This window comes from Rhizobium sp. UGM030330-04, assembly GCF_003208455.1.
Classification (GTDB): Bacteria; Pseudomonadota; Alphaproteobacteria; order Rhizobiales; family Rhizobiaceae; genus Agrobacterium; species Agrobacterium rhizogenes_A.
In genome coordinates, this window is the sequence record NZ_QKML01000010.1 from 20,566 (window position 1) to 37,594 (window position 17,029).

General features: G+C 59.4%; 18 protein-coding genes and 1 tRNA gene. 13 read left to right on the top strand and 6 right to left on the bottom strand.

The features are described from left to right. Window position 1 precedes the first annotated feature (1 nt). The gene (locus N434_RS15935) at window positions 2-847 is read left to right on the top strand and encodes an aminoglycoside phosphotransferase family protein (protein WP_110759212.1); all 846 of its coding nucleotides are present in this window, start codon (window positions 2-4) and stop codon (window positions 845-847) included. A gap of 6 nt (window positions 848-853) precedes the next feature. Here the strand turns inward: N434_RS15935 and N434_RS15940 are convergent, their stop codons facing one another. Next, window positions 854-1,957: a COX15/CtaA family protein gene (locus N434_RS15940; protein ID WP_162883107.1), complete on the bottom strand. Its 1,104-nt coding sequence runs from the start codon at window positions 1,955-1,957 to the stop codon at window positions 854-856. Between the two features lie 142 nt (window positions 1,958-2,099). On the opposite strand from N434_RS15940, the gene N434_RS15945 reads away from it, so the two are divergent. After that, window positions 2,100-2,312 (top strand): DUF2842 domain-containing protein, encoded by a 213-nt coding sequence (locus tag N434_RS15945; RefSeq protein ID WP_046800379.1) that lies wholly within the window; start codon window positions 2,100-2,102, stop codon window positions 2,310-2,312. Between the two features lie 96 nt (window positions 2,313-2,408). After that, window positions 2,409-3,632, top strand: a complete 1,224-nt coding sequence (uppA, locus tag N434_RS15950) for a polysaccharide biosynthesis GNAT family N-acetyltransferase UppA (protein WP_065115419.1) — start codon at window positions 2,409-2,411, stop codon at window positions 3,630-3,632. 16 nt (window positions 3,633-3,648) lie between these two features. On the opposite strand, the gene uppB is transcribed toward uppA, so the two are convergent. Then, window positions 3,649-5,934, bottom strand: coding sequence for a polysaccharide biosynthesis protein UppB (uppB, locus tag N434_RS15955; protein WP_110759213.1), 2,286 nt, complete (start codon window positions 5,932-5,934; stop codon window positions 3,649-3,651). A 216-nt stretch (window positions 5,935-6,150) separates the two neighbouring features. Here uppB and uppC point away from each other — a divergent pair, with 216 nt between their 5' ends. The 6 genes from uppC (at window position 6,151) to N434_RS15985 (ending at window position 11,944) form a co-directional block, all read left to right on the top strand. Then, window positions 6,151-6,723 (top strand): polysaccharide export protein UppC, encoded by a 573-nt coding sequence (uppC, locus tag N434_RS15960; protein ID WP_003502309.1) that lies wholly within the window; start codon window positions 6,151-6,153, stop codon window positions 6,721-6,723. A gap of 17 nt (window positions 6,724-6,740) precedes the next feature. Further along, window positions 6,741-7,883 (top strand): polysaccharide biosynthesis type 4 glycosyltransferase UppD, encoded by a 1,143-nt coding sequence (gene uppD, locus N434_RS15965; RefSeq protein WP_065116187.1) that lies wholly within the window; start codon window positions 6,741-6,743, stop codon window positions 7,881-7,883. Between the two features lie 221 nt (window positions 7,884-8,104). Continuing rightward, entirely contained in the window at window positions 8,105-9,658 is a 1,554-nt protein-coding gene (uppE, locus tag N434_RS15970) for a polysaccharide biosynthesis glycosyltransferase UppE (RefSeq protein ID WP_065115417.1), read from the top strand. Further along, a complete protein-coding gene (gene uppF, locus N434_RS15975; protein ID WP_110759215.1) occupies window positions 9,655-10,896 on the top strand; it encodes a polysaccharide biosynthesis O-antigen ligase family protein UppF in 1,242 nt (413 codons plus the stop codon). The genes uppE and uppF overlap by 4 nt, the downstream gene beginning before the upstream one ends. A gap of 78 nt (window positions 10,897-10,974) precedes the next feature. Further along, window positions 10,975-11,124, top strand: coding sequence for a hypothetical protein (locus N434_RS15980; RefSeq protein ID WP_162854461.1), 150 nt, complete (start codon window positions 10,975-10,977; stop codon window positions 11,122-11,124). A gap of 175 nt (window positions 11,125-11,299) precedes the next feature. Further along, window positions 11,300-11,944, top strand: coding sequence for a hypothetical protein (locus tag N434_RS15985; protein ID WP_174029298.1), 645 nt, complete (start codon window positions 11,300-11,302; stop codon window positions 11,942-11,944). A 73-nt stretch (window positions 11,945-12,017) separates the two neighbouring features. Here N434_RS15985 and N434_RS15990 read toward each other — a convergent pair whose 3' ends face one another. Beyond that, entirely contained in the window at window positions 12,018-12,554 is a 537-nt protein-coding gene (locus N434_RS15990; RefSeq protein WP_110759218.1) for a DUF1269 domain-containing protein, read from the bottom strand. A gap of 230 nt (window positions 12,555-12,784) precedes the next feature. Between N434_RS15990 and N434_RS15995 the strand changes: the two genes are divergently transcribed. From N434_RS15995 to N434_RS16010, 3 genes are all read left to right on the top strand, one after another. Beyond that, a tRNA-Pro gene (locus N434_RS15995) sits at window positions 12,785-12,861 on the top strand. 469 nt (window positions 12,862-13,330) lie between these two features. Beyond that, window positions 13,331-13,735: a hypothetical protein gene (locus tag N434_RS25810; RefSeq protein WP_181423995.1), complete on the top strand. Its 405-nt coding sequence runs from the start codon at window positions 13,331-13,333 to the stop codon at window positions 13,733-13,735. A 49-nt stretch (window positions 13,736-13,784) separates the two neighbouring features. Beyond that, window positions 13,785-13,988, top strand: coding sequence for a hypothetical protein (locus tag N434_RS16010; protein WP_110759224.1), 204 nt, complete (start codon window positions 13,785-13,787; stop codon window positions 13,986-13,988). A 298-nt stretch (window positions 13,989-14,286) separates the two neighbouring features. Here the strand turns inward: N434_RS16010 and N434_RS16015 are convergent, their stop codons facing one another. Continuing rightward, window positions 14,287-14,841 carry a dual specificity protein phosphatase family protein gene (locus N434_RS16015; protein ID WP_065115412.1) on the bottom strand — a complete coding sequence of 185 codons (555 nt, stop codon included), beginning with the start codon at window positions 14,839-14,841 and terminating at the stop codon, window positions 14,287-14,289. Window positions 14,842-14,979: 138 nt separating this feature from the next. Beyond that, the gene (locus N434_RS16020; protein WP_065116186.1) at window positions 14,980-15,567 is read right to left on the bottom strand and encodes a YqaA family protein; all 588 of its coding nucleotides are present in this window, start codon (window positions 15,565-15,567) and stop codon (window positions 14,980-14,982) included. A 522-nt stretch (window positions 15,568-16,089) separates the two neighbouring features. On the opposite strand from N434_RS16020, the gene N434_RS16030 reads away from it, so the two are divergent. Continuing rightward, window positions 16,090-16,734 carry an exopolysaccharide biosynthesis protein gene (locus tag N434_RS16030; RefSeq protein WP_065115410.1) on the top strand — a complete coding sequence of 215 codons (645 nt, stop codon included), beginning with the start codon at window positions 16,090-16,092 and terminating at the stop codon, window positions 16,732-16,734. Between the two features lie 3 nt (window positions 16,735-16,737). Here the strand turns inward: N434_RS16030 and N434_RS16035 are convergent, their stop codons facing one another. Further along, window positions 16,738-17,016 carry a hypothetical protein gene (locus N434_RS16035; RefSeq protein ID WP_065115409.1) on the bottom strand — a complete coding sequence of 93 codons (279 nt, stop codon included), beginning with the start codon at window positions 17,014-17,016 and terminating at the stop codon, window positions 16,738-16,740. Window positions 17,017-17,029 lie beyond the last annotated feature (13 nt).

The following is a 17,029-nucleotide window of genomic DNA, read 5'->3' on the forward strand; positions in this document are numbered from 1 at the left end:
CATGAGCCGGTCCATCCCGTCCTTTCCGGCCTCGTGGAATATCGAGGCCGCAAGGCAGATTGCCGATACGCCGGCCGGAGTGGTCTACGAGGTAACGCTTGGCGATGGTTCTCTGGCCGTCGCCAAGGTCCTTAAAAAGAAGGTGCTGAAAGACAGCCTGCGCGGCGCCGATTTCATCGAATGGCGTGCCGGCATCGGCTGCGTGGAGCTGCTCGAGCGTTCCGACGATATTCTGCTGATGGAACATGCCGGCACGGAGACCCTGCGCGACGTGCTGTTCCGCGACGGCAATGACGACGCCACGACGGAAATCGCCGCAGATGTCCTTCTCAAATATCATCAACCATCGCAGCAGCAGCCGCCTTCAAGCCTGCTGACGCTGCCGCTCTATTTCGAGAGCCTGTTCCACAAGGCCGAACAGGACCGTACTGACGGCGTGGATAGCCCCTATATCGAAGCGGCCACGCTGGCGCAGGAACTGATCGGCCAGCAGCGGAATGTGAAACCCCTGCACGGCGATCTGCACCACGAGAACGTCATGCGCGGTGAACGCGGCTGGATCATCATCGATCCGGCCGGCCTGATCGGTGATGCGGCGCTCGATGTCGCCAACATGTTCTCCAATCCGCTCGACCGTTTCGACCTCACCCGCAACGAGGCGCGCATCGCCTCCATGGCGGCGATTTTTGCCAGGGCTCTGCAACGGGACGAACGGCTATTGCTGCAATATGCCTTTGCCTATGGCTGCCTTTCTGCCGCATGGCACGAAGAGGACGGCAATGCGGAGGAACGCGACAACGAACTCGCTGTCGCGGCAACCATCAAAACGGTGCTTGCACAGTTCTAAGCCGCCTCAGTCCCTGACTTCGACTGCAACGGGTGCCGGATATTCGCCGATGAATCCGCGCCAATGGGCGACGGCGAAACCAAGCACGATCAGCGCCATGCCCTGATGGGCGAGCGCGACATGAATATCCACATGCATGAGCAGCGTGGTAATGCCGAGCGCCGCCTGAATGGAGACGAGCACGAAGAACAGCACCGCGCGGCGGGCATGGGGTGTATTGGGCAAGGCGCGGGCCATAGACACCATATGCCACAGCGTGGCGGCAAACAGCGTATAGGCACCGAGGCGGTGGACGAATTGCACCGTCTTGGGGTTTTCGAAAAGATTGATCCACCAGGGCTGCTGCAGGAAGAGATCGCCCGGCACCAGCGAGCCATCCATCAGCGGCCAGGTATTATAGGAAAGACCGGCATTCAGCCCCGCCACCAATGCGCCGAGATAGATCTGGAAGAGACAGAGCACCGTCAGCAGTGCGGCAAAACCCCTGCCCGTCTTTTCGTCGGCGGCCTCGGGGGAATGATGCGACAGGCCGCGCAATATCCACATGCAGCCCGCGAAGATGAGGCAGGCGATGGTCAGATGCGTGGCAAGGCGATATTGCGAGACATCCGTGCGGTTGACGAGGCCTGAGGATACCATCCACCAGCCGATGAAACCCTGGAAGCCGCCGAGCCCCAGAAGGCCCACCAGCGGCAGGCGCAGGCGCTTTTCGACACGGCCGGTGAGCCAGAAGAAGGCGAGCGGCAGGGCGAAGATGACACCGATGGCGCGGGCAAGCAGGCGATGCGCCCATTCCCACCAGAATATCGTCTTGAACTCGTCGAGCGACATGCCCTTGTTGATTTCCTGATATTGGGGAATGCGCTTGTAGAGCTGGAATTCCTCCTCCCATTCGGCGACGGAAAGCGGCGGAATGGCACCGTGGATCGGCTTCCATTCCGTGATCGACAGGCCGGATTCGGTAAGCCGCGTGGCGCCGCCGACGAGGACAAGACAGAAGAGCGTGAAGAGAACGACACGCAGCCAGATGCGCAGCAGGCGGCGGTTCTTCTCCTGTTTCTGCAGGGCAGCCTCCACCACCATGTCCGCAGAACCGTTTGCCATCGTCATGCCGCTCGAACGCATCTTTCACGTCTCCCTCATACAGTCATGTTGATTAGCCTCAACCGGCACCACAAAACAAGGCCTCAGGGTTTGCGGCATGCGGTCGCGGCGGTATAGTCCGCACAGACATTTAATGATGGAAGATTTCATGCCCCCTCGCCTCAGATCGCTTATCGGCACCATCGTCATCATCTGCCTCGTCGTCATCTACGCGGTGGCGGCGACGGCCATCGCCTCGGCGACGCTGGCGCAATCGCCCTGGTGGGTGCATCTCGCCTATTTCGTGCTGAGCGGGCTTTTGTGGATCCTGCCGGCCATGCTCATCATCAAATGGATGGCTGGCCCCAAAAAACAGGGATGAGCGTCCCTGCTACGGGACATCCGCAGGTCGAAATTTTATAAACCGATTGTTTGCCGCTCAACGCTATAGTGCGCCTGAAACAACCGGAGAGAGTGAATGGCGGCTGCGGGGCCGGTCATAACAAGCCAGAGCAAGGCACCGGCCACCGTTCAGGACGAACGGCGGGGCGCTGACCGTTTGGCGATCGATCTCGTCGACGATACTTCCGCCATCCGTTCCGACTGGGAGCAGATGGAAAGCGACCCGCTCAATTCACTGCATCAGGGTTTCGGCTGGTGCTCCATCTGGGCGCAGACTCAAGGGAGCCCGCTGCTGGTCATTCGCGGCAGTCAGGGTGGAAAGACGGTCTTCCTGCTGCCTCTCGAAATCGTGAAGGAAGGCGGCATCCGCAAGGCGCGTTTTCCGGGTGGCCGTTTCAACAATATCAATACCGGCCTCTTCGATCCGGCTTTTGCCGAACAGGCCAGCCAGAAAACCGCAGACGCCATCGCGCGAGAAGCACGAAAACTGCTGCATGGCCGCGCGGATATCCTTGCCCTGCAGAACATACCGCTCGCCTGGCGCGGCAGGACCAACCCGCTCTCGTATCTCGCTTCCGTCGAAAACCAGAACCCGGCCTTTCAACTGCCGCTGCTGGAGAGTTTTGAAACCACCCTGCGGCAGGTCAACGCCAAAAGAAGGCGGAAGAAATTCCGTATCCAGAGCCGAAGGGCCGAGGAAATGGGCGGTTACAGCCATGTGATCGCCCGTTCACCGCAGGAAAAATGCGAATTGCTGCAGGCTTTTTTCCGGCAGAAGGCCGCCCGCTTCGCATCTCAGGGCATTCCGGATGTTTTCCGGCACCAATCGGTGAGGGATTTCTTCTACGATCTCGCCAATTTTCCCGAGACGGGCACGGACAGTCTTCTCGAACTGCACGCCATTCGCCTGCATGGTGAAAACGAGGGGGTCATTGCGGCCATATCCGGTCTTTCGCGCAAGCAGGATCACATCATCTGCCAGTTCGGATCGATCGATGAGGCGGTTTCGGAACTCAGTCCCGGTGAGTTGCTGTTCTGGCTGATGATCGAGCGGGCCTGTCGCGAAAGAGCCGCGATCTTCGATTTCGGTGTCGGCGACCAGCTTTACAAACGCAGCTGGTGCCCGCTTTCCACATCGCAGCACGATATATTCCTGCCGGTGACGCTGAAGGGCCGCGCAGCGGCATCCGCCTATGTCGCCATCGCCCGGACAAAAAGCCTGATCAAGTCCAATCCGGCACTCTATGCGCTGATACAGCGTTTCCGAGCCGGGCGACCAAGGACAGACGTCACGGACTGAGCGGGGATGCCGCCGATCAGGCAGCGCTCAAATGTCCCGGCTTGCGCATGCCGGTCATCGGCAATGCCTGTTCGTAACCATGCGCCACCAGCTCATCGAGCGTCTTTTCCAGCATTTCGCCATCCTTGCCGGGCACGGAGACGATGATTTCCGCCGGCAGGTTGCGCAGCATTTTTTCAAGGCTCGAAATCTGCACCGCGCCGCACTCGACCAGAACCGTATCATAGGCATCCGACAGGGCGCCGAGGATCATTGTCAGGCGGTCTATGGCGCGCATCGCCTCGCGCGGCTGCGCGTTGCCACGCGGCACGATATGGGCGTCGGAAAGCCGGTCACCGTGAATGGTTTCGCCAAAGGCGGCAGCACCCGCCAGAAGGTCCATGACACCCGGCAGCCCGGCCTCGGGCACCATCAGACGCGTGGGACAGGCCGAGGCCGTCATGTCGACGAGAACGACCGAACGGCCCATCTCAGACAGGGCACGTGCGAGCATGACGGTCGTGGTCGAACCGCTGTCGCCGGCCGGCGATATGACCGCAGCGACCGGTTTGGCAAGACGCGTGGCAAGGAAGCCCGCAACGGCGTCGATCGAGAAATCGTCGGACGTGTCGGCACCCTCTTCCGTCACGACCTCTTTCGCAGCCACTTCTTTCGCGGCAACCACGTCTTCTCCGGGCAAGGCTGGTATGGCGGCCGTGGCCGCGACCGGCATCTGCCGTTCCTCTTCGGAAACGGGCTGGTATGCGGCGGCCGGGATCGCTCCGGCGGAGGGCGGCGATATATTCTCGTGGCGCGCGGCAACCGGCTGTTCCGGCGCATTCGTGGTCTCATCCGCAGCGACCGGCGCGCGCGCAGGCGGGGGCGGCGGATCGGAGAGCGGCGGAGCCTCACCCCTGCCCACCGGTTTCAAGGCCCGGCCGGTGAAGAGTTCCACCAGCATGACAACGATGCAGGAAAGCAGAAACGCCGCCAGGGTGACGACGATGGTGATGGCACCGGTCTTGGGGAAATAGGGTTCACGCGGCTCCACTGCCGTCGAGATCACGCGCGCATCGGCGGGCGTGGAGTCGGCCGAACCGGCACGCGATGTCGCCTCGCGGTAACGGGCAAGATAGGTTTCCAGAAGCTGCCTCTGCGCAGAGGCTTCCCGTTCCAGATCGTTCAGGCCGACCTGTTGCTCGCCGGCGCGCACGCTTTCCGATTTCAGCACATTCAACTGCTGGACCAGCTGGCGCTCCCGCAGACGCGAAACATTGGCCTCGTTTTCAAGGCTTGCGAGCACCTTGCGGGTTTCTTCCTGGATTTGCCGCTGTATGCCGTCAAGCTGGTTACGCAAGGCCCGGATGCGCGGATGGCCTTCCAGCAGCGAGGACGACAGATCGGAAATCTGGCTGCGAATGGTGGTCTCGTTTTCCTTCAGCCGCTGGATCGTCGGAGAGCCGACGACATCCGGGAAAGTATCCAGAGGACGGCCGCTTGCCAGCGCGCTACGCACGCCTTCCGCCCGCGCTTCCGCATTGGCGCGCTCGCCACGGATACGGCCGAGTTCGGTGGAGATATCGCCGAGTTGCCGTGTGGCAAGCGTTTCGCCCTGCCCCGCGGACAGAAGATCGGACGAGGCACGATAATCCGCGACCTTCTTGTCCGCCTCGCGCACCTTTTCGCGCAGATTGGCGATTTCCGGCTCAAGCCAGCGGGCCGCTTCCGTGCTGGTGTCCAGTTTCGCGCCGCTTTGCAGCGCGATATAGGCCTTCATCATCTCATTGGGGATGGCGGCCGCGAGCTTCGGGTCCTCGGAAGAGAATTCGACCGTGATGACGCGCGAGCTTTCGACCTGATAGACCTGCAATTTTTCCCGGAACGCCTTCAGCACCCGTTCTTCAGGCAACACCTGAAGCGGGTCCTTCTTGGCCCCGAGCGCAACCAGCAGCCGCGAGACGAGCGACGGATGCGCCTCCGGATCGAACTCATCCAGCTCGTAAAGCTTCATGTCTTTGGCGACCTGCTTGATGAGGTCGACCGACTGCAGGATCTGCACCTGGCTCGAAACCGTCAGTTCGTCGAGCACGGGCTCGGCCGGCGCGTTGGACTGCTGGGAAGCGCCGAAGGAGGCCGCGCGGGATTCGATGAGGACCCGCGCCTCGCCCTTGTAGGCAGGCGACATCATGCTGGCGGCGATGAAGGCGGCGCCTCCGGCCAGAAGCGTGACGGCTGCGATGCGGCCCCTGCGCCGCCATATGGCCGCGACAAGCTCCGCAAGATCGATATCCACATCCCTGTCGTCAATGCGATCGCCGTTCATGCGGGCTCCGTAACCGAGACAAACCTCGGGCGCTCAAATTCAAATATAGATGGCCAATTTTGGCGAAGTTTAAGTCTTTCCGGTAACACAACAGTTAATTGCTGCGAATCCGACGAAATAAAGCAGATATTGTGACTCTCGGGATCGACCGTTTACCGTGCATTAACCCTAACAGAACGATAAGAAAGCTCATAGATCGACTCGGAGCAAGATCAGATGCCGCTCGCCGGATCACGACATGTCACCGCACTGACACTTGCCGTCCTGACGGCCCTTTCCGGTTGCGCGGCATATCAACCCGCGCCAAGGTCGTTCAATGAGGCCGCCTTGCAGCCCTATCACGTCGACAGCGGCGACCGGCTGCGTATCAACGTCTTCGAGCAGGCCGGACTGACCAACACCTATACGGTCGATCAGGCCGGTTATGTCGCCTTCCCGCTCGTCGGTCAGGTTCCCGCCCGCGGCAAGACGCTGCCGCAGCTCGAAGCCGCCATCGCCGCCAAGCTGCGCCAGGGTTATCTGCGCGATCCCGATGTGACAATCGAGATCGACCGTTATCGCCCCGTCTTCATCATGGGTGAAGTGGGTCGTCCCGGCCAGTATTCCTATGTGCCGGGCATGACGGTGCAAAACGCCATCGCCATTGCCGGCGGCTTCACGCCGCGCGCCAACCAGGCCGATGTCGACATTACCCGCAAGATCAACGCCGAGGTGATGACCGGCCGGATCGGAATCACCGCACCCATTCTGGCGGGCGATACGGTCTATGTGCGTGAACGCTTCTTCTGAACGCCGGAGTGGCACACGTGTCGGATGACGGCCCTCCCCTGCGCATCATTCACTGTTTCCGCTCCCCCGTCGGCGGCGTCTTCCGCCATGTCCGCGACCTGATCGAAGAACATGTCAAACAGGGCCACAAGGTCGGCATCGTTTGCGACAGCTCGACCGGCGGCGCGCATGAGGAACGGCTTTTCGCGCAGATCACCCCGATGCTGGAGCTTGGCCTCACCCGCCTGCCCATCCGACGGTCCATCAGCCCCGGCGACCTTATGGCGCTGTGGAAATCCTACAAGCATATCAAAAGTTTGCGGCCGGACATCCTGCACGGGCACAGCGCCAAGGGTGGCGCTCTTGCCCGGCTGATCGGCTCATTGCTGCGGGCGAACAGGTATCGCGTAGCCCGCCTCTATTCGCCGCATGGCGGCAGCCTGCACTATGACCGCAATAGCGTGAAGGGCCAGCTGTTCCTGCGGCTCGAGCGGTTTCAGGAGCGCTTCACCGACGCGCTCTGCTTCGTCTGCAAATACGAACAGACGGCTTATGAAACCAAGGTCGGCAAACCGCGCACGCGCACGGCAATGATCTATAACGGCGTGCAGGAAAGCGAATTCGAGACCGTACCGCCCCGTGAGGGCGCCGCGCATTTCCTCTATATCGGCATGTTACGCGACCTCAAGGGACCCGACGTTTTCATCAGGGCCTTTGCCAGGATGGAGCGCAGCATTGGCCAGCCCATGTCCGGCGTCATCGTCGGCGACGGCCCCGACAGGGACAAATATGCGGCGATGATCGATCAGGCCGGGCTGTCCCGGCGGATTTCCATGCATGCAGCCATGCCCGCCAGACAGGCTTTTGAACTGGCGACGACCGTGGTGGTTCCCTCACGCGCCGAAGCGATGCCCTATATCGTGCTCGAAGCGCTCGCAGCGGGCAAGACGGTCATCGCTTCGCATGTCGGGGGTATTCCCGAGGTTCTGGGCGAGGACAGCGAGGCCCTCGTTCCGGCCGGAGATGCAGATGCTCTCGCGAAAATCATGGTCAGGGATATTGAGGACGCCGACTGGGCAACAAGGGTCATGCCACGGCCCGACAGCTTCAGGGCGAAGTTTTCAACGCCGGTCATGGCTGATGACATGATGAAGCTCTATCGTGACCTGCTGTTGCTCTAAAGACATTTCAAAAACACGATTTTTGATTGTATATTCCACAATCCTGTAGAAATTCATCATAAACGTTTCTTAGCATGTTTCGGCTAGCTTCCTGCTCGTGGAGCACGTGCGCCCGTTCCGGCGGACAAGGGAGGCTTTACCACTTTGAAGTTGCGCATCGTTCCCTTCGAAAATCATATCTGATTTTCGGGTCGAGGCGCTGGAGGGTGCGGACTAAAGCAATGACCAAGGCTGACAAGGAAAGACCGCAATTCGATCTGGCGTCGTTGCGCAAGAAAATCTCCGAGCACGAAGCCCGTGAGCTTTCGGCATCCGAAACCGTCGTCCTCAATCCGCTTGCACGACAGATCGCCAACCAGCTGCGTGCCGGCAACCATTCGCCGAATATGGTGATCGGGCAGCTGCGGCTGCTGGAATTTGCGATGCTCGTGGTCATTGCCGCCATCATCAACGGCATTGCCGCCGATCGCGGGCTCGAAATCTTTCTTGCGGTTTTCGGCAGCGGCGTGCTGGGTGCGGCCCTCTGCGTTTTCCTGCTGCAGGCGGGCGATTGCTACCAGCTGCCGACGCTGCGGACGCCTCTGAAGATGTTCGCCCGCATTCAGGGCGCCGTCTGCCTGTCCTTCGTTGGCGCCGCCTGTTTCCTTCTCCTCTTTTTCCCTGAGGCCCTGCATTCCTGGCCGGCATTCGGCATATGGTACGCGATAAGCGCGGTTGCCATTTTCACCGGGCGGCTGCTGCTCGGCTTCGCCATTCGCCACTGGAGCCGCAACGGCGTGATGGAACGCCGCGCCGTCATCGTCGGCGGCGGCGATTCTGCCAGAGACCTCATCCGCTCGCTGGAGCAGCAGTCGGACAATGATATCCGTATCTGCGGGATTTTCGACGACCGGAAGAGCGAGCGCTCTCCCGAGGTTGTCGCCGGTTATCCGAAGCTTGGCACCTTTGCGGAACTGGTGGAATTCGCCCGTCTGACGAAACTCGATATGCTGATCATCGCCCTGCCGCTCAGCGCCGAGGCACGCATTCTCCAGCTTCTCCGCAAACTCTGGGTGCTGCCGGTCGATATCCGCATCGCGGCCCATGCCAACAAGCTGCGTTTCCGTCCCCGCGCCTATTCCCATGTCGGCACCGTGCCGATGCTCGACGTGTTCGACAAGCCGATCCGCGACTGGGATTCGGTGGCGAAGCGCATATTCGACATCACCTTCAGCCTCATCGGCATAGCCCTTCTGTGGCCGGTGATGGTGGGTGCTGGCATTGCCGTGAAAACGACGTCGAAAGGTCCCGTCCTCTTCAAGCAGAAGCGTCACGGCTTCAACAATGAAACGATCAATGTCTGGAAGTTCCGCTCCATGTATACGGAACTCAGCGACCCAACCGCCAAGAAGGCCGTCACCAAGAACGACCCGCGCGTCACGCCGGTCGGGCGTTTCCTGCGCAAATCCTCGATGGATGAGCTGCCGCAGCTTTTCAACGTTCTCTACGGTGATCTGTCTCTCGTCGGGCCACGGCCGCACGCTGTCCACGCCCAGACCGGCGATCTGAAATATACCGAGGTGGTGGAGCATTATTTCGCGCGCCACAAGGTCAAGCCCGGCGTGACCGGCTGGGCGCAGATCAATGGCTGGCGCGGCGAGATCGACCACGGCGACAAGATCAAGTTCCGCACCGAATACGATCTTTATTACATCGAGAACTGGTCGCTGTTTCTCGATCTCAAGATCCTGTTCCTGACGCCGATCCGGCTGCTCAAATCGGAAAACGCCTATTGACCCACACCGGTTACCAGCACGCTCCGGGTTTCGATGCGCCGTTGGCCACCATGCGGCTCATCGGCTCGTTCTTCATCGCCTTCGGCGTGTTCCTCTCCGGCTTCGTCATTTCCGAGCCGGCGCCCTACGAGCTGATGATGGTGGGACAGGTCGCGCTCTGGTTCCTGCTTGGCCTGCGCCTTTCACGCACCGTCGTGCTGCTTCTGTGCCTGCTGCTCGCCTTCAATATCGGCGGCTATCTGTCGCTGACCACCATGGCCGATCTGGATGAGGGACCGCTTTATCTCGCGGTATCGACCTTTCTGGCACTCACCTCGGTTTTTTATGCGGCAATCATCGAAGACAAGTTCCAGCGGCTGCTGCTGATTTTCCGGGCCTGGCTGGCGGCGGCACTGATCACCTCCCTGCTCGGCATCATCGGCTATTTCCATGCCCTTCCGGGCTTCGAGGTATTTACCCTCTACGACCGCGCCAAGGGAGCATTTCAGGATCCGAACGTCTTCGGTCCCTTTCTGGTGACACCGTCGCTTTACCTGATCTATGGCCTGCTTTCCGGCAAGGCGATGCATGCGCCCTGGCGCATCCTCGGACTGCTGATCCTGTCGCTTGGCGTGTTCCTGTCATTCTCGCGCGCAGCCTGGGGCCTGTTTCTGTTCGCCGCGGTCCTGCTCGTTTTCGTCATGCTGCTGAAGGAGCGCACAGCGGCATTTCGCCTGAAGATCCTCGTGCTGTTTCTCGTCGCGGCGGCGCTCATGGTGGCGGCGGTCATCATCGCACTGCAATTCAAGCAGGTGGCCGATCTGTTCTCCAGCCGCGCCTCGGCGGTGCAATCCTATGATGGCGGACATCTCGGGCGTTTTGCCCGTCACTATCTCGGTTTCCTGCTGGCGATGGAACATCCGCTCGGCATCGGCCCGCTGGTCTTTGACGATATCTTTCCCGCCGCCGAACATAATATCTGGCTGAAAAGCCTGACCACGCATGGCTGGTTCGGCTTCGTCATCTATCTTCTCCTGATCTGCTGGACCATCGCCGCCGGTTTCAGGCATCTGCTGCGTCCCCGGCCCTGGCAACCCTTCCTGATCATTTCCTGGGTGACCTTCGTCGGCCACGTAATGATCGGCGCCGTTATCGACACCGATCACTGGCGGCATTTCTTCCTGCTGCTCGGTATATTGTGGGGCTGCATGGCGCTGGAAAAACGCGAAAGCCTGCGTCGTCGCACAAGCAGCGCCTAAAATGCTTACCCTTACGGAACCTTTCGCGATTTCATGCGTTTAGCTCCCGATTTCGATTGTCCAACGGGGAGACATCCTATGACGCAGACCAATAATCTCTACCTCATCATCGGCGCGCTCGTCGTGGTCATCGCCGGCCTTGGCGCCTATGTCTGGCATGAGGAAAGCAAGCCGAAGGGGATCGAGATGAACATTGGCCCGAACGGCGTTTCCGTTCAGGAAAATTAAGCCGCAAGCGTCGCGCAAACTACGGCCATTAAGACCGGGTGCGTTCCTGCCTGAACAACGGTCGGGACGCGCCCGGTCTTCTTATGAGAGAGGACGAAAGGCGGGACCGCGCTCCCGCCGTGCCGGTTCGATACGAATGATGCGTATCGGGCCTGATCATGGAAATATTGACGCAATGGTCTCCTCCATCGACCTCTCCACACGCCTCACCGCCACCAAACTGGCCCTCAAGGCCATCAGGGAGCAGGAGGACAATTCCGCTGCAACCTCATCGTCCTCATCGCGGTCCTCTCTTCTCGGCACCTATGGGGTCGATACGTCCTCTTCCTCCACCAATACGAGGCTGACGCAGCTTCTGGCGCAATATGCGCAAAGCTCCAGCGAGGAAACGGCAAGTGAGACGACAGAGCAGACGTCTTCCGGCGACATAACGCAGGCCGGCTTCATGAAGGATCTGAAAGCGATGCTGGAAGACCTCTCCAAGGACCCGGCCAAGGCCTCACAGGCAAAAGCGATGCTGGACGCGCTGGCCGCCGGCACGCTGACCGTATCGGATCCGTCGGAAGGGGCGCAGGTCTTGGCCTGGGACGTGAAGTCCGATTCGAAAACCACCTCGAAACCGGCAACGGAGATCACCACGACCGGCTGGAGCGATTTTCTGAAGGACCACCTCAAGCGCGACGGATCGGCCTATGCCAAGACCGCCAGCGGCGCCTATGTCGACAGCATTTCCGGCGACAACGCATTTTTCGGCAGCGTCGGCAGCCGTTATTATTATCTGACCTGGCCACAACCGAAGACAGGCACGCTGACGGTGTGAGCCGCCACGTCCGGCCAGTCTGAGGGAAACGCTGCGACATGGATCATGCCGCAGCGCATTTTGGGCGCCCCGCTCAGGCGACGGGCGCGGCGGCTTGCCCGGTTCCGCCCGAAAGCGCCTTTTGCAGCTCCGCTTCCTGTTCCGGTGACAGCGATGTCTTGATGACGCGCCCGCGCAGCCCTTCCAGTTCCGCCATAACCTTTTCCGGCTGCACCTTGCGGATCAGCACGAACAGCGCCGAGGACCCATTCGGAATGGTTTCGCCGAGCGATTTGATGAAATCGTCATCGATTCCATAGTCCGTCAGCGAACCGGCCAATGCACCGGTGCCGGCGCCGATCGCGCCGCCGATCGCAAATCCCGCCAGGGGGTTGAGGAACAGCAGGCCGACAAGGCCGCCCCACAGGCCGCCGGACAGGAAGCCGGAGCTTGCGCCGATTGCCGTCAGATTGACGCTCTGCTTCAGATGCACCTTGCCGTTTTCATCGCGAACGACGACCACGGCGTCTTCCAGATCGACCAGATATTCCTTTTTCAGGCCCGCAAGCTTCAGAAGCACCCGGTCGGCTTCTTCCGTTCCATCAAAACCGACAACGACGAGTTCGGACATGTTTCATCTCCCTGAGTTTCAGTTCCGCTGCCATTGAACGCTGAAGATCACGGCAGGTTCCGACAATGATGGAAAGAGGATGTGTCATGCGTTTGACGGAAGCATGTGGGCGCAACACGGTAACCGGAGTCCCGCACCTGCCGCCGTCCACACACTTTGTTCGTTTTTTTGAGAAAAGGCGATTTTCCGCTTGCACCCTAACAGGCTTATATATAAACGGCTTTCAGGTTCGGAGCGTAGCGCAGCCCGGTAGCGCACTTGACTGGGGGTCAAGGGGTCGTGGGTTCGAATCCCGCCGCTCCGACCATTAAATTCAAAGACTTGAGGCATCCCCCACCCTCAAGCAGTTTACACAAAAGAGCCGGTTACAGTTGGTGTTGTGCCAACGGTTCTTTTCGCGCGCATAATGCGCCCTCATCCCTCCCCTAAAAAATGATTTCCTAATACGCGCTGCCTCCTCCCCAAACGAGAACATCGCCTGGTATGGCGGTGTGTCGCTATCGGAAAGATCAGGGGCGATTCGAACTCCTGAACCGGAGAATGAGAAGCTGCACCGAGAATATGGAGAGGCGGAAGCCGATCCGGCTGATCACACCATCGTCCGGTACGACAGAGCCCATAGGGCAAGCGCGTCGGATTCCGTCGCCTGCCTGGCGAATTGCTTCCGTATTTCCGGATATCCAACAGACTAATCCGAGGCGTCAGATGAGTGTTCGGCGGACGCTTACGACCCGCCGGTTTTGTTGTCCTTCTTCGCCTGATCATGATGCCATTTGATGGCGAAGAACATGCCCGTGCCCAACACGAGAATCTTGAACGGGAAGAAGACCAAAGGGAACAAGTCTACCCAATTCCAATCCGTCATTTTGAATATTTCCAGGCTATTATTTGTACGACTTCTCATGGAAGAGCTACGTCAAAGCTGCTGTTTCAGCAACTTCATTCATACATTCAGGCACGGGCTTTTTGACGCAGCCCTTGCCGGTCCGTCTCATCTGCCGATCTTCTTCAGTCGGCGCCGCCGGCGCAAACCACGCCGCCTAGAGTTGCTCAAGCCGAAGACTGATGGGCAAGCCGTTGTCGATGAATACCGCTCGAATGAACAGGTTCAGGATTTGTCCTCCCTGTTCGTGCCACCCGTCTTTCATCAAAGAGAAGGACGGCACGCATTGCTTTGTTGACTCTCCATCAAAATTAGAACATTTAGTGAACAAAAGAGAGGTCACCAATATGTCCGACGCTGCGAAAATCACTCCTGTACGGCCTGACGACATAGCTGGCTTCATCATCCAGTGCCATGACGGCGATGCGAAGGCGGCCGTGGAAACACTGCTTGGTGAAATCGAACATTTGCAGGAACAGCTCTCCCTTGCGGTTGCCATCATGGGAAAGGGATATACACGCGGCTGGAAACCGGATCTCGGAAGCGACTGAACCGGCCGTTTGCCACCAATTGGGTTCGCCTGCAGTCGCGGGAAGCCGGACGCGGGTGAGCGCACTGCACCTGCCAGCCATATGCTTTATCAAGCTATATGTGACGCGCTTATATCTGGCTGATCGTCTACCTTGCGGGCCAGATACTGATCCACCGTCACGTCACGTCATCACCCGCCCGTGCGCTAGACTGGAAAAACGGAGTTGCGCCCGCCCCAATCACATCAGCAACCAGGACGAACGCAATCCCTTTGCGGGAGACGATCCACGATTTTGGAGAAGCTTGACCCTAACGCCTTCAGAACTCGTTCGACGCTATGGCGAAGTCGTCGGTAATCGGCATATGCTCCACATTTTCCCAGGTCTGGTCCATGGCATAGGTCGCGGAGAGATAGGGAATGCCGATGTGGCCGTAACGCACCGAAAGCTGGCTCTCCGCTTCCTTTTCGCCGAGACGCGCGACGCGGCTGAGATAAAGGGCGGTGGCGAGGCCCGTGCGGTCGGCGCCGGCCTTGCAATGGATGAGAATGGGTTTCGGTGCATCGCGCATGATCGCGACCAGCTCGTTCACCCTGCTCATGTCGAGTTCCTGACTGGCGGACATGCCGAAATCAATATGCCGCAGCCCGAGTTCGCGCGCGGTTTCGACCTCATCGCGATACCAGGCCTTGGATTCGTTTGGCCCGCGCAGATTGATGACCGTCTTGATGCCGTGATCCCTGGTGTAGCGGACAAGCTCTTCGTTGCTCGGCTGGTTGGAGCGGTAAAGCTGACCGGCAACCACCTCGTGAAAATTCCCGAGGAGCTGGATGGCATAAAGATATCCGCCTGCCGCAAGCACAGCAACGCCCATGCCCCAAAAGGAGCACTTCCAAAATCTTCGCATAATAAAACGGTTCCCTTACTCGACAGGAGAACCGATACAGACGGATTCTGACAGCAGGCTGAAAGTTATGCGACAGTATTGTAAGAGTAGAAAAATTGCGTTCGATCAGCGCACAAAAACATAGACCGCATAGACCGCGATGAGCGCTGCGGCCGCCGCCGCCGTGATGGCGCCGAGGCGTTTTTCGATGAAATGGCGCACCGGTTCACCGTATTTCTGCAGCAATCCGGCAAGGATGAAAAAGCGTGCGCCGCGCGTGACGACGGCTGAGAGAATGAACAGGCCGAGGCTGATATTGGCCGCACCGGAGAGGATCGTCACCACCTTGATCGGCGGCAGGTGCGCGAGCCCCGATGTCACCAGCAGGAGAACGATGGTCTCGTAGTCCACCGAGTTCTTCAGGTGTTCGAAACTGTCGAGCTTGCCGTAAAATTCCAGAATGGGCCGCGCGATGCTTTCAAAGGCATAATGACCGAGGAACCAGCCGGCGATGCCGCCGAGAACCGAGGCGACCGTGGCCACAAGCGCATAAAACATCGCCTTTTTCGGCTTGGCCAGCACCATGGGCAGGAAAAGCACATCCGCCGGCACGACGAAAACCGAGCTTTCCACGAAAGCGACGATCGCCAGCCACCACACGGCGGTTTTGCGCGCCGCAAGCGCCATCGTCCAGGCATAGATGTTTTTCAGCATTTCATGTCCCCGGGAAAAGTGTTTCGGAGCGAAGGCGGGCAGGAAAACCAAGGCATATCGACGGTTATTCACGCGATTTGCGATGGCGCGCGGCGGACCGAGAAGAGCCGACGCAGCAGCAGGATTAGACACAACGCAAGAGAATGGCAAATGTTGGAAGATTTATTTTTGCATCGCGAAAAATGAGAAAGACGAACAATTCCAGTCGGCACAGGCCATCGGTTGCTGCGATGCGAAATTTCACCCTGAGGTAGATAAACTCGCCTTTTTGCTGTAGAATGGAACCCGGAGGAAAGAGGAGGAAGTTATCATGGACTATGTAAACTTCATTACGTCGATCAATCCGGTCATACTCGTTATCCTGCTGGTGGTTCTTCTTGCCGGGGCCTACAGCAGCTGGGTTTCCCACTAGCGAGACGAATGACGCCACCGGAAGCCGGATGTTCCTTTTCTATCAGTGATAGGCATCAGGCAGGATGAATGGTATCAAACCCGGAGTTAAAACAACTTCCGGGAAGCGGCATGACGAACGAATTCGCATTCACTGATACGTCTGAAAAGCTCAGCACCACGCTGGAAAAGCTGATAGGCAAGCTGCAGGGCCAGACGATCACGTTGCGCGAACTGATGGAAGCGATCGGCGAACAGGGCCTGTTGCTCATCTGCGCCATTGCCTCCCTGCCCTTTCTCATTCCGGTCTCCATTCCCGGCGTCAGCACCGTTTTCGGCGCGGCGATCATCCTTGTCAGCCTCGCGATCACGCTGAACCGCCTGCCCTGGCTGCCGGCGAAGATTCTCGACCGGCAGATGGAAACGGCAAAGCTGGTGCCGGCGCTCCGGAAGGGTGTCGCCATCGTCTCCAAGCTCGACCGTTTCATTCGTCCGCGTATTCCGGCGCTGACGACGGGCATCGTCGCCAACAGGATAAACGGGCTCGCGCTGATGACGGCGGGTGTGCTGCTGATGATGCCGCTCGGCTTCATTCCCTTTTCCAACACCCTGCCGGGGGTTGCCATCCTGCTGTTTTCGGCCGGCATGATCCAGAGGGACGGCGTCACCGTGCTTGGCGGCTACCTGTTTCTCGGCCTGACGGCGATTTATTTCGCAGCGCTCGCCTATGCCGCCTTCTGGGCCGGACAGGGCATCAGCAGCTCGATTGCCGGATAAGGCCTACTGGCGGTCCCTGCTGCGGGTTTCCCGGCGGTTCTGTCGCGAGGCCCACCACACCGCCAGCCGCCGTCGCCTGCGGCGCACCGCCGGCAGATCATGCGAGAGAACGACGAGACCGAGCGGAATCATCCAGAAACCGAGGACGGGTAAAAAACCCAGCGTTCCGCCAACCACCAGAGCGGAGCCGGTGGCGATCCTGCCGACACGCGAACGTGGCATGGCAAGACTCCATTTCCCGACATTGAGACGACCCGTCTTGTGGTCCATACCGAATTTCATGCCATCCTGCCCT

What these genes read in the sequence shown, in the direction of transcription:
- N434_RS15935 (WP_110759212.1), top strand. Translation starts at nt 2, where the DNA reads ATGAGCCGGTCCATCCCGTCCTTTCCGGCCTCGTGGAATATCGAGGCC.
- N434_RS15940 (WP_162883107.1), bottom strand. Translation starts at nt 1,957, where the DNA reads ATGACGATGGCAAACGGTTCTGCGGACATGGTGGTGGAGGCTGCCCTG.
- N434_RS15945 (WP_046800379.1), top strand. Translation starts at nt 2,100, where the DNA reads ATGCCCCCTCGCCTCAGATCGCTTATCGGCACCATCGTCATCATCTGC.
- uppA (WP_065115419.1), top strand. Translation starts at nt 2,409, where the DNA reads ATGGCGGCTGCGGGGCCGGTCATAACAAGCCAGAGCAAGGCACCGGCC.
- uppB (WP_110759213.1), bottom strand. Translation starts at nt 5,934, where the DNA reads ATGAACGGCGATCGCATTGACGACAGGGATGTGGATATCGATCTTGCG.
- uppC (WP_003502309.1), top strand. Translation starts at nt 6,151, where the DNA reads ATGCCGCTCGCCGGATCACGACATGTCACCGCACTGACACTTGCCGTC.
- uppE (WP_065115417.1), top strand. Translation starts at nt 8,105, where the DNA reads ATGACCAAGGCTGACAAGGAAAGACCGCAATTCGATCTGGCGTCGTTG.
- N434_RS15980 (WP_162854461.1), top strand. Translation starts at nt 10,975, where the DNA reads ATGACGCAGACCAATAATCTCTACCTCATCATCGGCGCGCTCGTCGTG.
- N434_RS15985 (WP_174029298.1), top strand. Translation starts at nt 11,300, where the DNA reads ATGGTCTCCTCCATCGACCTCTCCACACGCCTCACCGCCACCAAACTG.
- N434_RS15990 (WP_110759218.1), bottom strand. Translation starts at nt 12,554, where the DNA reads ATGTCCGAACTCGTCGTTGTCGGTTTTGATGGAACGGAAGAAGCCGAC.
- N434_RS25810 (WP_181423995.1), top strand. Translation starts at nt 13,331, where the DNA reads ATGGCGAAGAACATGCCCGTGCCCAACACGAGAATCTTGAACGGGAAG.
- N434_RS16010 (WP_110759224.1), top strand. Translation starts at nt 13,785, where the DNA reads ATGTCCGACGCTGCGAAAATCACTCCTGTACGGCCTGACGACATAGCT.
- N434_RS16015 (WP_065115412.1), bottom strand. Translation starts at nt 14,841, where the DNA reads ATGGGCGTTGCTGTGCTTGCGGCAGGCGGATATCTTTATGCCATCCAG.
- N434_RS16020 (WP_065116186.1), bottom strand. Translation starts at nt 15,567, where the DNA reads ATGCTGAAAAACATCTATGCCTGGACGATGGCGCTTGCGGCGCGCAAA.
- N434_RS16030 (WP_065115410.1), top strand. Translation starts at nt 16,090, where the DNA reads ATGACGAACGAATTCGCATTCACTGATACGTCTGAAAAGCTCAGCACC.
- N434_RS16035 (WP_065115409.1), bottom strand. Translation starts at nt 17,016, where the DNA reads ATGAAATTCGGTATGGACCACAAGACGGGTCGTCTCAATGTCGGGAAA.